Here is a 14,158-nt window from a genome sequence, read left to right as displayed (position 1 = left end):
CCGCCTGCTGCAGGAGACCCCATGAACGCTCCCGTCGAACTGTCGAGCGCGGCACGCGCGCAGCGCCAGCGCGAAGTCGTGCAGGCGCTGATGGCCGTGCTGCCGACGCACTGCCTGCTGTACCGCGACGAAGACACGGCGCCGTACGAATGCGATGGCCTGTCCGCGTACCGCCGCCTGCCGCTCGCGGTCGCGCTGCCCGAAACGGAATCGCAGGTGCAGCGGATCGTGCAGATCTGCCGCCGCATGGAGGTGCCCATCGTGCCGCGCGGCGCGGGCACGAGCCTGTCGGGCGGCGCGTTGCCGATCGCGCTCGGCGTCGTGCTGTCGCTGGCGCGCTTCACGCGCATCGTCGAAGTCGATCCCTACGCGCGCACCGCGACCGTGCAGCCCGGCGTGCGCAACCTCGCGATCTCGGAAGCCGCCGCGCCGTACGGCCTGTATTACGCGCCCGATCCGTCGTCGCAGATCGCGTGCACGATCGGCGGCAACGTCGCGGAGAATTCCGGCGGCGTCCACTGCCTGAAATACGGGCTGACCGTGCACAACGTGATGCGCGTGCGCGCGGTCACGATCGACGGCGAGATCGTCGAGTTCGGCTCGCTCGCGCTCGACATGCCGGGCCTCGACCTGCTCGCCGTGATGATCGGCAGCGAAGGGATGTTCGCGATCGTCACCGAGGTCACGGTGAAGCTGATCCCGAAGCCGCAAACGGCCCAGCTCGTGATGGCGAGCTTCGACGACGTCGTCAAGGGCGGCGAAGCCGTCGCGGCGATCATCGCGTCGGGGATCATCCCGGCCGGGCTCGAAATGATGGACAAGCCGGCCACGCAGGCCGTCGAGTCCTTCACGCATGCCGGCTACGACCTCGACGCGAAGGCGATCCTGCTGTGCGAATCGGACGGCACGCCGGAAGAAGTCGCGGAAGAGATCGTGCGGATGACGGCCGTGCTGCGCGAGCATGGCGCGACACGCATCCAGGTATCGCGCAACGAGAGCGAGCGGCTGCGCTACTGGTCGGGCCGCAAGAACGCGTTCCCGGCCGCCGGCCGTATTTCGCCCGACTATTACTGCATGGACGGCACCGTGCCGCGCCGCGCGATCGGCCCGCTGCTCGCGCGCATCGAGCAGCTCGAAACGCGCTACGGGCTGCGCTGCATCAACGTGTTCCATGCGGGCGACGGCAACATGCATCCGCTGATCCTGTACAACGCGAACGATCCGGACGAACTGCACCGCGCCGAGCAGTTCGGTGCGGAAATCCTCGAATGCTGCGTGGAATTCGGCGGCAGCGTGACGGGCGAGCACGGCGTCGGCATCGAGAAGCTCAATTCGATGTGCGTACAGTTCTCGCCGCAGGAGCGCGATGCATTCTTCGCGATCAAGCGCGCCTTCGATCCGGCGGGGCTGCTGAACCCGGACAAGGGCATCCCGACCCGCGCGCGCTGCGCCGAATACGGTCGCCAGCACGTGCGCGGCGGGCTGCTGCCGCACCCCGACCTGCCGCGCTTCTGAGCGTCGCGCGCGGGTCGCGGCCCGTGCCGGCCGCCGGGTCACGGCGGCGGCGCGCGCCCGTGTGGCCCGCTCGCGCGACGGCGCAAGCATGCGGCCGGCAATCCGGGGCTTAGGGATAGTCGCGATGTGGATTCGCGCCACCCCGGTACAATCGACCGAACAACAAGTCGAGGCAGCAACAGAACATGGAAGAGGACGACATCGTCGCCGGATGGGCCGAGCGCATCCGCGCCGCCAGTGCCGACGGCCGGCCGCTGCGGATTCGCGGCGGCGGCACCAAGGACTGGTACGGCCAGGCGCTCGAGGGCGAAATACTCGACACACGTGCGTTTCAGGGCGTCGTGTCGTACGACCCGGCCGAACTCGTCGTCACGGTCCGCGCGGGCACGCCGCTCGCGCAGCTTGAAACCGTCCTCGCCGAGTGCGGCCAGATGCTGCCGTTCGAGCCGCCGCACTTCGGCCGCGCGGCCACCGTCGGCGGCTGCGTCGCGGCCGGCCTGGCGGGCCCGCGGCGCGCCACCTGCGGCGCACCGCGCGATTTCGTGCTCGGCGTCACGCTGATGAACGGCCGCGGCGACATGCTGCGCTTCGGCGGCCAGGTCGTGAAGAACGTCGCCGGCTACGACGTGTCGCGGCTGATGGCCGGCGCGCTCGGCACGCTCGGGCTGATGCTCGACCTGTCGATCAAGGTGCTGCCGATGCCCGTCGCCGAAGTCACGCTGAAGTTCGAGATGACCGCGACCGACGCGGTGCGCAAGCTCAACGAATGGGGCGGCCATCCGCTGCCCGTCAGCGCGAGCGGCTGGCGCAACGGCACGCTCGTGCTGCGCCTGTCGGGCGCCGAAGCGGCCGTGAAGTCCGCGAAGACGCTGCTCGGCGGCGAAGTCGTCGACGCGGTCGAGGCCGAGCGCTTCTGGGCCGGCCTGCGCGAGCATACCGACCCGTTCTTCAACGGCATCCCGCCCGGCTATGCGCTGTGGCGCCTCGCGCTGCCGTCGATCACCGAACCGATGCACCTGCCCGGCACCCAGCTGATGGAGTGGGGTGGCGCGCAGCGCTGGTGGATCACCGACGCCGACGCGCAGACCGTGCGGATGAGCGCGAAGCAGGCCGGCGGCCACGCGACGCTGTTCCGCGCGGGCGACGCGTACGACCGCAGCGCGGGCGTGTTCACGCCGCTCCCCGCCCCGATGATGAAAATCCACCGCGGGCTGAAAGCCGCGTTCGACCCCGCGCGCATCTTCAACCGCGGCCGGCTCTATCCGGACCTCTGAGCGATGCAAACGAACCTCGCCGATTTCATCCGCAATACGCCCGACGGCGACGAAGCCGACGCGATATTGCGCAAGTGCGTGCATTGCGGGTTCTGTACCGCGACCTGCCCGACCTACCAGTTGCTCGGCGACGAACTCGACGGCCCGCGCGGCCGGATCTACCTGATCAAGCAGATGGTCGAAGGCGCGCCCGTCACGCGCAGCACGCAGCAGCACCTCGACCGCTGCCTCACCTGCCGCAGCTGCGAGACGACCTGCCCGTCCGGCGTCCAGTACGGCCGGCTCGTCGAGATCGGCCGCAAGCACGTCGAGGCGCAGGTGCAGCGCCCGGTGCAGCAGCGTGTCGTGCGCCGCCTGCTCGCGAGCCTCGTGCCGAACGCCGCGCTGTTCTCGCCGGTGATGCGGCTCGGCCAGCACGTGCGGCCGCTGCTGCCGAAGCGGCTGCGCGACAAGGTGCCGCCGCGCACGCGGCTGCTCGAATGGCCGCACCTCACGCATACGCGCAAGATGCTGATGCTCGGCGGCTGCGTGCAGCCGTCGATGCTGCCGAACATCAACATCGCGACCGCGCGCGTGCTGGACGCGCTCGGCATCGAGACGGTCGTCGCGCCCGATGCGGGCTGCTGCGGCGCGATCCGCCTGCACCTGAACTATCACGACGAAGCGCTCGACGACGCGCGCCGCAACATCGACGCGTGGTGGCCCCACGTCGAACAGGGTGTCGAGGCGATCGTGATGAATGCGTCGGGCTGCGGCGCGACGGTGCTCGAATACGCGCACCTGCTGCGCGACGACCCGGCCTACGCGGAGAAAGCGCAGCGCATCGTGTCGCTCACGCGCGACATCTCCGACGTGCTGCTCGCGTTCGAGGCCGAGCTCGCGACGCTCGCGCGGCGCCGCGCGATCCATACGGTCGCGTACCACCCGCCGTGCACGCTGCAGCACGGCCAGCAGTCGCGCGGCAAGGTCGAACGCCTGCTCGAGACGCTCGGCATCGACGTGCGGCTGCCGGCCGACAGCCATCTGTGCTGCGGGTCGGCCGGCACCTATTCGCTGACGCAGCCGTCGCTGTCGTACCGGTTGCGCAAGCAGAAGCTGCTGAAGCTGCAGGCGCTCGAACCGCAGATGATCGTCTCCGGCAACATCGGCTGCATCGCGCACCTGCAGAGCGGCACGCAGATTCCGGTCACCCACTGGATCCAGCTCGTCGAGCATCTGCTGTACGGCTAGCGCGTGCTCATACGAATGACGGGTGGACGCTGGGCCTCGCGCCCGGCGTCCGTATAATGGGCGAATCGATACGTCGCGTGCCGCGGCGCATCCGCACCATGCCCGCTTCCGTGCCTGCTTTCGTGCCCGTCATGTCCGATCTCGCCGCCCGTCTCGCATCCGTTCATCGCCGCATCGCCGACGCCGCCCGCGCGGCCGGCCGCGATCCCGCCACCGTGTCGCTGCTCGCCGTGTCCAAGACCTTTCCCGCCGACGACGTGCGCGCCGCGCATGCGGCCGGGCAGCGTGCCTTCGGCGAAAACTACGTGCAGGAGTCGGTCGACAAGATCGACGCACTCGCCGACCTGCGTGCGAACCTCGAATGGCATTTCATCGGGCCGCTGCAATCGAACAAGACGCGCCCCGTTGCCGAACGTTTCGACTGGGTTCATTCGGTCGACCGGCTGAAGATCGCGCAGCGCCTGTCGGAACAGCGCCCCGCGCACCTGCCGCCGCTCAACGTGTGCGTGCAGGTGAACATCAGCGGCGAGGCGTCGAAGAGCGGCGTCGCGCCGGCCGACGTGGCCGAAGTTGCGCGCGCGGTCGCCGCGCTGCCGTCGCTGCGGCTGCGCGGGCTGATGGCGATTCCGGAACCGGCCGGCGACACCGACGCGCAACGCGTGCCGCACCGTGCGCTGCGCGCGCTGTTCGACACGTTGTGCGCCGACGGCCTGCCGCTCGACACGTTGTCGATGGGCATGTCCGCCGATCTCGACGCGGCCGTGCTCGAAGGCGCGACGATCGTACGCGTCGGCACCGCGATCTTCGGTGCGCGCGATTACTCGCACTGAACGCCACGCCCTTTCCGCCCTACCGTTCACTCACTCGCTCAATCGGACATCATGAAAATCGCATTCATCGGCGGCGGCAACATGGCCGCGGCCCTGATCGGCGGCCTGATCAAGCGCGGCGTCGCCGCTGACGGCCTATATGCCATCGACGTCAACGAAGAAATGCGCGCGCGCGCCGCGCAGCAGTTCGGCGTGCGCACCGGCGCGGCCATCGACGCGACGCTCGCCGACTACGACGCGGTCGTGCTCGCGGTGAAGCCGCAGGTTCTGAAGGACGTCGCGCAGGCGCTCGCGCCGCACCTGACGTCGCAGCTCGTGATCAGCATCGCGGCCGGCATCCGCGGCAGCGATCTCGCGCGCTGGCTCGGCGACTACGCGCGCGTCGTGCGCACGATGCCGAACACGCCCGCGCTCGTCGGCATGGGCGTGACGGGCCTCGCCGCACTGCCGGGCGTCGACGCCGCAGGCCGTGAACTCGCGTCGAACGTGCTCGGCGCGGTCGGCGAGATCGTGTGGTTCGACGACGAATCGAAGCTCGACGCCGTCACGGCCATTTCGGGCAGCGGCCCCGCGTACGTGTTCTATTTCATCGAAGCGCTGCAGGAAGCCGCGCGCCAGCTCGGCATGAACGACGAACAGGGCCGCGCACTCGCGGTCGCGACGTTCACGGGCGCCGCGCAACTCGCCGCGCAATCGGGCGAGCCGGCGAGCGTGCTGCGCGAGCGCGTGACGTCGAAGGGCGGCACGACGGCCGCCGCGCTCGCATCGTTCGACGCGCAAGGCGTGAAGGATGCGATCGTGCGCGGCGCGCTCGCAGCCGAAGCGCGTGCGAAGGAAATGGGCGACGAACTCGGCCGCGCGTAAGCGCGCCTGCGGTACCGGCCCGATGCGCCGTGCGTCGCACGGGCCGCCCCCTTTGCCTTGCTCGACCCACAAAAAAAGCGGCCCAGGCCGCTTTTTTTGTTGCTGCGTTCCGCACGACATGACGCCGGCGGGCACATCGGGAAACTCAGTTCCCCGCCAGCAGGTAATGCACGGCGATCCCGGCGAACAGCACGCCGCCGAGCCAGTTGTTGTGCCGGAACGCCGCGAAGCACGGCATCCGCTCGCGGTCCTTGATCAGCGTGTAGTGATACAGCGCGCAGCCGACCGCCGCGGCCCAGCCGCCCCAGTATGCGAGGCCGAAGCCGAGCGTCACGCCGATCCACACGTAGATGCCGAGCGTCACCGCGTAGCACAGCATCACGGCCGCGACGTCGAAGCGGCCGAACGTCAACGCGGACGTGCGGATGCCGATCTTGATGTCGTCGTCGCGATCGACCATCGCGTATTCGGTGTCGTACGCGACCGACCAGAAAATGTTCGCGACCAGCATCACCCATGCGATCGTCGGCACCGTGTCCTGCACGGCCGCGAACGCCATCGGGATACCGAAGCCGAACGCGATGCCCAGATAGGCCTGCGGAATCGCGAAGAAGCGCTTCATGAACGGATACGAGCCCGCGACGAACAGCGCGACGACGGACAGCTGCTTCGTCAGCGTGTTGAGGGGCAGGATCAGCAGGAACGAGATGAATGCGAGCCCGACCGCGATCGCGATGGCTTCCCACGCGTGGATCTTGCCCGACGTCAGCGGCCGGTCGGCCGTGCGCTTCACATGACGGTCGAAATCGCGGTCGGCGTAATCGTTCATCGCGCAGCCGGCCGAGCGCATCAGCAGCGTGCCGAGCGAGAAGATCACGAGCAGCGGCCAGCGCGGATGGCCGTCGGACGCGATCCACAGCGCGTTGAGCGTCGGCCACAGCAGCAGCAGGCTGCCGATCGGCTTGTCCATCCGGACGAGCCGCAGATACAGGGGAAAGCGGGCAAGCATGGCGAAGCACCGGGAAGATAACCCCGGCATTTTAGAGCCGAGCGGTGCTTCGCGTCATGTCGGCGCGGCCCGCGGGCGCTCGCGGCCGGACGCCGGCGCGCTGCCCGTGCCCGCCGCACCTGGTCGAGCCGCAACGCGCATCAATCAAGGGACAGAGTCGGTGCACGCGCGGATTCGCGCAGTGCACCGGCCTTGGTTCGGCCCGACGGCGGTGGATCGATCAGGGCCGGCGTCACGATGCGCAGGCTTCGGCCGGCCTGCCGCGCGTTGCACGCCTACGCGAGCAACGACCGCAGCATCCACGCGGTTTTTTCATGAACTTGCAGGCGTTGCGTCAGCAGGTCGGCGGTCGGCTCGTCGCTCGCCGCATCGGCAAGCGGGAAGATCGCACGCGCGGTACGCACGACGGCCTCGTGCCCTTCGACGAGCTGGCGGATCATGTCCTCAGCCGCCGGCACGCCGTTTGCTTCCGGCACCGACGACAGTTTCGCGAAATCGCCGAAGGTGCCCGGCGCGACGACGCCGAGCGTACGAATGCGCTCTGCGACCGAATCGACCGCGAGCCACAGTTCGTTGTACTGCTCCTCGAACATCAGGTGCAGCGTGTTGAACATCGGGCCCGTGACGTTCCAGTGGAAATTGTGGGTCTTCAGGTACAGCGTGAACGTATCGGCGAGCAGGCGCGACAGGCCTTCCGCGATCTTCTTGCGGTCCTTGTCGCTGATGCCGATGTTGATCTGGGCAGCGGGGGTCTTCCTGGCCATGTTCCGGACTCCTTATTCAATGAACCAGAGCAATGAAAGCGAATCGGGCTACCTGCCTATTGATACCACACTCGCCGCATGCGCGTGGCGCGTGAAACGCCGCGCTCAGGCGGCCGCGATCGCGTGCAGCGCCTGCGACACGAGTTCGGCGGCCCCGCCGATGACGATGGCGGATCCGACGACGTATCGCGCGACCTCGGCCGGCGACGCCAGTACAGCGCGCGTTTTCAACATCATTTGCGTCATGATCGTCACTCCTTCAACAAAACTCAGGGTCAGGAAGAAACGGCCGGTCGGACGACCGGCCGTTTCCCGTTACTGCCTCACCGCGCTACTGCACGGCGACGCTTACGCGAGGTCGAAGCGGTCCAGGTTCATCACCTTGTTCCAGGCCGCGACGAAGTCGTGCGCGAACTTCTCCTTCGCATCCGCGCTGCCGTACACCTCGGCCAGCGCACGCAGTTGCGCATGCGAGCCGAAGATCAGGTCGACGCGCGAGCCCGTCCACTTGACCTGGCCCGTCGCCCGATCGCGCCCTTCGAACACGTCGTTCGCGGCCGACACCGGCTTCCATTCCGTGCCCATGTCCAGCAGGTTCACGAAGAAGTCGTTCGTCAGCGCTTCCGGACGGTCGGTGAACACGCCCAGCTTCGCATCGCCGGCGTTCGCACCGAGCACACGCAGCCCACCGACGAGCACCGTCATCTCGGGCGCGGTCAGCGTCAGCAGTTGCGCCTTGTCGACCAGCAGCGCCTCGGCCGGCGTCTGGTACGCGTGCTTCAGGAAGTTGCGGAAACCGTCCGCGACCGGCTCGAGCACGGCCATCGCTTCGATATCGGTCTCTTCCTGCGACGCATCCGCACGGCCCGGTGCGAACGGCACCGTCACCGCGACACCCGCGTTCTTCGCGGCCTGCTCGACACCGGCCGCACCGGCCAGCACGATCAGGTCGGCGAGCGACACCTTCTTGCCGCCCGTCTGCGCGTCGTTGAACGCCTTCTGCACGCCTTCGAGCGTCTCGAGCACCGTCGCGAGTTCAGCCGGACGGTTCACTTCCCAGTCCTTCTGCGGCGCCAGGCGGATACGCGCACCGTTCGCGCCGCCGCGCTTGTCCGACCCGCGGAACGTCGCAGCCGACGCCCATGCGGTCGACACGAGCTGCGACACCGACAGGCCCGTGGCCAGTACCTTCGCCTTCAGCGCGGCGACGTCGGCGTCGTCGATCAGCGGGTGATCGACGGCAGGGATCGGGTCCTGCCACAGCAGGTGTTCCGCCGGCACGTCCGGGCCGAGATAGCGGGAACGCGGGCCCATGTCGCGGTGCGTGAGCTTGAACCAGGCGCGGGCGAACGCGTCGGCGAACTCGGCCGGGTTCTCGTAGAAACGGCGCGAAATCTTCTCGTAGGCCGGATCGAAACGCAGCGACAGGTCGGTCGTCAGCATCGTCGGGCGATGCTTCTTCGACGCGTCGAATGCATCCGGAATCACTTCGCCGGCGTCCTTCGCGACCCACTGGTGCGCGCCGGCCGGGCTCTTCGTGAGCTCCCACTCGTAGCTGAACAGGTGCTTGAAGAAGTCGTTGCTCCACTGCGTCGGCGTCGACGTCCACGTGACTTCGAGGCCGCTCGTGATGGCGTCCTTGCCCTTGCCCGTGCCGAACGTGCTCTTCCAGCCGAGACCCTGCTGCTCGAGGCCCGCGGCTTCCGGCTCGGGGCCGACGTTCGAGGCCGGACCGGCGCCGTGCGTCTTGCCGAACGTATGGCCGCCCGCGATCAGCGCGACCGTCTCTTCGTCGTTCATCGCCATGCGCGCGAACGTCTCGCGGATGTCATGCGCGGCGGCGACCGGGTCGGGGTTGCCGTCCGGACCTTCCGGGTTCACGTAGATCAGGCCCATCTGCACCGCGGCGAGCGGGCTTTCGAGTTCGCGCTTGCCCGAGTAACGGCTGTTCGGGCCGCCGCTCAGTTCCAGCCAGATCTTTTCCGAACCCCAGTACACGTCGTCCGGTTCCCACGTATCGACGCGGCCGCCGGCGTAGCCGAAGGTCTTGAAGCCCATCGATTCGAGCGCGACGTTGCCGGTCAGGATCAGCAGGTCGGCCCACGAGATGTTGCGGCCGTACTTCTGCTTGATCGGCCACAGCAGGCGGCGCGCCTTGTCGAGGCTGACGTTGTCCGGCCAGCTGTTGAGCGGCGCGAAGCGCTGCTGCCCGCCGCCCGCGCCGCCGCGGCCGTCGGCCGTGCGGTACGTGCCGGCGCTGTGCCAGGCCATGCGGATGAACAGGCCGCCATAGTGGCCGAAGTCGGCCGGCCACCAGTCCTGCGACGCCGTCATCAAGGCATGCAGGTCCTTCTTCACCGCCGCGAGGTCCAGCTTCTTGAACGCTTCGGCGTAGTCGAAATCCTTGTCCATCGGGTCGGACAGCGCCGAATGCCGATGCAGGATGTTCAGGTCAAGCTGATTCGGCCACCAGTCCTTGTTCGTCGTGCCGCCACCAGCGGTGTGGTTGAACGGGCACTTCGTTTCGTTCGACATGCGATTTCTCCTTGGCTTGCTCGTATGACTCCATCCGTCTGCTCCGGCGGCATGCCGGGCGCGGTGGGTGGAGTGTCATTGCGGGGATGGGAAACGGAACAGGTTGGTCCTCCTGTCGTACTACGGGATGTCGTGCGTGGCCTGTGGTGCGCGCGCCCGCCGTGACGTGCCGCAGGCGGGACGCACGGGGAACCGGCTGCCGGCAGGCGCGGTGCCGGCGCTGCGGGCGATATTGAAGTTTTCGGACATGCGATGCTCCCTCATGGCTTGACGGCGAGTGAATCGGGGGAACACTGAACCGGCGCGCGGCGATCTTCAGCCGCCATACACACGGTCCGCCAGGTACGCGAACGCAATCGGACGCAGGCTGCGAACCGCCGCCCTGGCGCGATGTACGACCGCGTCGCGCGACGGGATGTTCCGCTGCGCGTGCTGCAATACCGACCGCATCATGACATCCTCCTTTGACGCTTGCATCCAACGTGCTGATCAGTCGTCGACATCACGCCGATCCATGGAGAGGATTCTATCCATATCTATCGATTAATTGAATTTGATAAATTTCATCTATTCGATAGAGAAAAATAAACGGGGTCGCAAGACCCCGTTCATCGTGCTGCCACACGCGCATGCTGCAGCGCGCTCAGTTCATCGTCGCCGGCATGTCGAGCTTCGCGACACCCGGCAGCTCGCACGCGGAAATCGCATCGCTGATCGCGTCGATCGCGGGCATCCGCGTGAAGCTCTTGCGCCACACGAGCACCACGCGGCGGTCGGGCACCGGCTCGTTGAACGGCACGTACGACAGCAGTTCGGCATCGGGGCCATTCGCGCGCGGGCCAATCTCGGCGACCGACATCCGCGGCAGCACGGTAATGCCGACACCGCTTGCGACCATGTGGCGGATCGTCTCGAGCGACGAGCCCTCGAAGGTCTTCTGGATGCCGTCGGCCGTCTGCGAGAAGCGCATCAACTCCGGGCACACGCCGAGCACGTGATCGCGGAAGCAGTGGCCGTTGCCGAGCAGCAGCATGGTTTCCTGCTTGAGATCCTCGGCGTCGATTTCCTCGCGCTTTTCCCACGGATGGCCGGCGGGCAGCGCGACGACGAACGGCTCGTCGTACAGCGGGCGCACCATCAGGCCGGTTTCCGGAAACGGCAGCGCCATGATCGCGGCGTCGATCTCGCCCTGCTTCAGCAGTTCGAGCAGCTTCAGCGTGTAGTTTTCCTGCAGCATCAGCGGCATCTGCGGGACACGCTGGATCATCTGCTTGACGAGCGTCGGCAGCAGATAGGGCCCGATCGTGTAGATCACACCGAGGCGGAACGGGCCGACCAGCGGATCCTTGCCCTGCTTCGCGATCTCCTTGATCGCGAAAGTCTGCTCGAGCACGCGCTGCGCCTGTGTGACGATCTGGTCACCGATCGGCGTCACGCTCACTTCACTCGCGCCGCGTTCGAAAATCTGCACGTTGAGCTCGTCTTCGAGCTTCTTGATCGCCACCGACAGCGTCGGCTGGCTCACGAAGCATGCTTCGGCCGCGCGGCCGAAATGCCGTTCGCGCGCGACCGCGACGATGTATTTCAATTCAGTCAGCGTCATTGTGGGTCAATCAGAGATATACAAGCGATAGGTTTAATTTATACACCCTGTGACACCGGTTCGCCAAGTTTCTCTGCATCGGAATGCTTCGAACGGCGGTTTTAAATCCGGCCCCGACCCGCGGATCAGGCCTTCAGATACTGCTCCCGCGCGCCGAGCCAGCGCGCGAGATGCTGCGTGACGACCTCGGGATACGCGGCAATCAGCCGCGTCGCGGCTTCGCGGGCCGGATCGATCAGCCAGCCGTCGGTCTCGAGGTTCGCGAAGCGCAGCATCGCCGCGCCCGACTGGCGTGCGCCGAGGAATTCGCCGGGGCCGCGGATCTCGAGGTCGCGCCGTGCGATCTCGAAGCCGTCGGTCGTCTCGCGCATCGTCTTCAGCCGCTCGCGGCCGGTGAGCGACAGCGGCCCCGTGTACAGCAGCACGCACACCGACGCGGCGGTGCCGCGCCCGACCCGGCCGCGCAACTGGTGCAGCTGCGCAAGGCCGAAGCGCTCGGCGTGCTCGATCACCATCAGCGACGCGTTCGGCACGTCGACGCCGACCTCGATCACGGTCGTCGCGACGAGCAGCTGCACTTCGTTGCGCGTGAACGCTTCCATCACGGCCGCCTTGTCGGCCGGCGACAGCCGGCCGTGCACGAGCCCGACCTTCAGCTCCGGGAGCGCGGCGGCCAGCGTCTCGTAAGTCTCGACGGCCGTCTGCAGCTGCAGCGTCTCGCTCTCCTCGATCAGCGGGCACACCCAGTACACCTGGCGCCCGGTAAGCGCGGCCTCGCGCACGCGGGCGATCACCTCGTCGCGCCGCGCATCGCCGACGAGGCGCGTCAGCACGGGCGTGCGGCCCGGCGGCAGCTCGTCGATCGTCGAGACTTCGAGATCGGCGTAATACGTCATCGCGAGCGTGCGCGGAATCGGCGTGGCCGACATCATCAGCTGGTGCGGCTGGAAGTCGCGCGCGCCATTGGCCGCATTCGCGGCCTTCGCACGCAGCGCGAGCCGCTGCTCGACGCCGAAGCGGTGCTGCTCATCGACGATCACGAGGCCGAGCCGCGCGAATTCGACCGTATCCTGGATGATCGCGTGCGTGCCGATCACGAGCTGCGCGGTGCCGAGCGCGGCCGCCTCGATCGCCGCGCGCTTCTCCTTCGCCTTCAGGCTGCCCGCGAGCCACGCGACCGTGACGCCCAGCGGCTCGAGCCACGCGCGCAGCTTGCGCGCGTGCTGTTCCGCGAGGATTTCGGTGGGCGCCATCAGCGCGGCCTGGTAGCCGGCGTCGATCGCCTGCGTGGCGGCCAGCGCCGCGACGACCGTCTTGCCGCTGCCGACGTCGCCCTGCAGCAGGCGCTGCATCGGGTGCGCAAGGGTAAGATCGTTCGCGATTTCGTCGACGACGCGCGCCTGCGCACCCGTCAGCGTGAACGGCAGCGCCGCGTAAAGCCGGGTCGTCAATGCATCGGCATCGCTCGCGGCGCGGCGCGGCATCGCGGGCGCCGCACGCGTGCGGCGCTCCTCGTGTGCGCGCTTGAGCGACAGCTGCTGCGCGAGCAGTTCCTCGAACTTGATACGCGTCCACGCCGGATGCGAGCCGTCCATCAGCGCGGCTTCATCGGAATCGACGCGCGGGTGATGCAGGATCCGCACCGCCTGCTCGAGGGTCGGCACGTCGAGCGGCTTCAGATAGTCGCGCTGGATCTCGGGCGGCAGCAGCTCGGGCAGCGGCGTGCGCTCGACCGCGTTCTCGATCGCCTTGCGCAGATAGGCCTGCGACACGCCGGCCGTGCTCGGATAGACGGGCGTGAGCACCTGCGGCAGCGGCGCATCCGCTTCGACGACGCGCACCGCCGGATGCACCATCTCCATCCCGAAGAAACCGCCGCGCACGTCGCCGCGCACGCGCAGGCGCTGGCCGACGGCCATCTGCTTGACCTGCGAGCCGTAGAAATTCAGGAAGCGCAACACGAGGTGCTCGCCGTCGTCGTCCTGGATCTTCACGACCAGCTGGCGGCGCGGCCGGTACGCGACCTCGTTGTCGAACACGACGCCTTCGGTCTGCGCGATGCCGCCCGGCAGCAGCTCGCCGATCGGCGTGAGCGTGGTTTCGTCCTCGTAGCGCATCGGCAGATGCAGCACGAGATCGATCGAGCGCGTGAGGCCGAGCTTCGCGAGCTTGTCGACGGTCTTCACGGGTTTGTCGGCGGCGGGCTTCTTCTTGCGCTTCGCGCCGGCCGCGCCTGCCGCGTCGCTCGCGGCGGCGCCGTCGGAATCGGCATCGGGCGCGGCGGCGGCCGGCTGCGCGAGCCTGCCGTCGGCGCCGCGCTTCGGACCGGCGCGGCGCGGTGCGGTGCGCTCCGCGGAATCACGCTCCCCCGCGCTTTGCGCGGGCGGCGCGGCATCCTCCGCGTCGAACGGATCGGCGGAATCGGCAACGGCAGCGGGGGAACGGCGTGGTGACACAGGCATCGGATCGTCTGGGTGCTTCGCAAGGCAAGTACAATAGCGGCTTTCACGTCGTCCGACCGAACGACGCCGGCC

At 68.0% G+C, this 14,158-nt stretch carries 11 protein-coding genes; 5 read left to right on the top strand and 6 right to left on the bottom strand.

Features of this window, described 5'->3' with window-relative positions; all coding sequences use genetic code 11:
- The first annotated feature begins 21 nt into the window (after window positions 1–21).
- From CFB50_RS03600 to proC, 5 genes are all read left to right on the top strand, one after another.
- The gene (locus CFB50_RS03600; protein ID WP_089444962.1) at window positions 22–1,515 is read left to right on the top strand and encodes an FAD-linked oxidase C-terminal domain-containing protein; all 1,494 of its coding nucleotides are present in this window, start codon (window positions 22–24) and stop codon (window positions 1,513–1,515) included.
- Window positions 1,516–1,700: 185 nt separating this feature from the next.
- A complete protein-coding gene (gene glcE, locus CFB50_RS03595) occupies window positions 1,701–2,789 on the top strand; it encodes a glycolate oxidase subunit GlcE (RefSeq protein ID WP_069247181.1) in 1,089 nt (362 codons plus the stop codon).
- Between the two features lie 3 nt (window positions 2,790–2,792).
- Window positions 2,793–4,019, top strand: a complete 1,227-nt coding sequence (glcF, locus tag CFB50_RS03590) for a glycolate oxidase subunit GlcF (RefSeq protein WP_089444961.1) — start codon at window positions 2,793–2,795, stop codon at window positions 4,017–4,019.
- Window positions 4,020–4,150: 131 nt separating this feature from the next.
- Window positions 4,151–4,849, top strand: a complete 699-nt coding sequence (locus tag CFB50_RS03585; RefSeq protein WP_089446023.1) for a YggS family pyridoxal phosphate-dependent enzyme — start codon at window positions 4,151–4,153, stop codon at window positions 4,847–4,849.
- 51 nt (window positions 4,850–4,900) lie between these two features.
- A complete protein-coding gene (gene proC, locus CFB50_RS03580) occupies window positions 4,901–5,713 on the top strand; it encodes a pyrroline-5-carboxylate reductase (protein WP_089444960.1) in 813 nt (270 codons plus the stop codon).
- A 145-nt stretch (window positions 5,714–5,858) separates the two neighbouring features.
- On the opposite strand, the gene ubiA is transcribed toward proC, so the two are convergent.
- From ubiA to recG, 6 genes are all read right to left on the bottom strand, one after another.
- Window positions 5,859–6,722: a 4-hydroxybenzoate octaprenyltransferase gene (gene ubiA / locus CFB50_RS03575; protein ID WP_089444959.1), complete on the bottom strand. Its 864-nt coding sequence runs from the start codon at window positions 6,720–6,722 to the stop codon at window positions 5,859–5,861.
- Between the two features lie 275 nt (window positions 6,723–6,997).
- Window positions 6,998–7,486 (bottom strand): non-specific DNA-binding protein DpsA, encoded by a 489-nt coding sequence (gene dpsA, locus CFB50_RS03570; RefSeq protein ID WP_069247177.1) that lies wholly within the window; start codon window positions 7,484–7,486, stop codon window positions 6,998–7,000.
- Between the two features lie 105 nt (window positions 7,487–7,591).
- Window positions 7,592–7,741, bottom strand: a complete 150-nt coding sequence (locus tag CFB50_RS39400; protein ID WP_166896068.1) for a hypothetical protein — start codon at window positions 7,739–7,741, stop codon at window positions 7,592–7,594.
- 93 nt (window positions 7,742–7,834) lie between these two features.
- Window positions 7,835–10,021 carry a catalase/peroxidase HPI gene (gene katG, locus CFB50_RS03565; protein WP_089444958.1) on the bottom strand — a complete coding sequence of 729 codons (2,187 nt, stop codon included), beginning with the start codon at window positions 10,019–10,021 and terminating at the stop codon, window positions 7,835–7,837.
- 643 nt (window positions 10,022–10,664) lie between these two features.
- Window positions 10,665–11,624: a hydrogen peroxide-inducible genes activator gene (locus CFB50_RS03560; RefSeq protein WP_060084059.1), complete on the bottom strand. Its 960-nt coding sequence runs from the start codon at window positions 11,622–11,624 to the stop codon at window positions 10,665–10,667.
- Window positions 11,625–11,749: 125 nt separating this feature from the next.
- Entirely contained in the window at window positions 11,750–14,086 is a 2,337-nt protein-coding gene (gene recG / locus CFB50_RS03555) for an ATP-dependent DNA helicase RecG (protein ID WP_089444957.1), read from the bottom strand.
- Window positions 14,087–14,158 lie beyond the last annotated feature (72 nt).

Origin of the sequence: Burkholderia sp. AU33423, from assembly GCF_002223135.1 — a bacterium.
GTDB lineage: Bacteria > Pseudomonadota > Gammaproteobacteria > Burkholderiales > Burkholderiaceae > Burkholderia > Burkholderia lata_D.
This window is presented reverse-complemented; position numbering and strand designations above follow the sequence as displayed.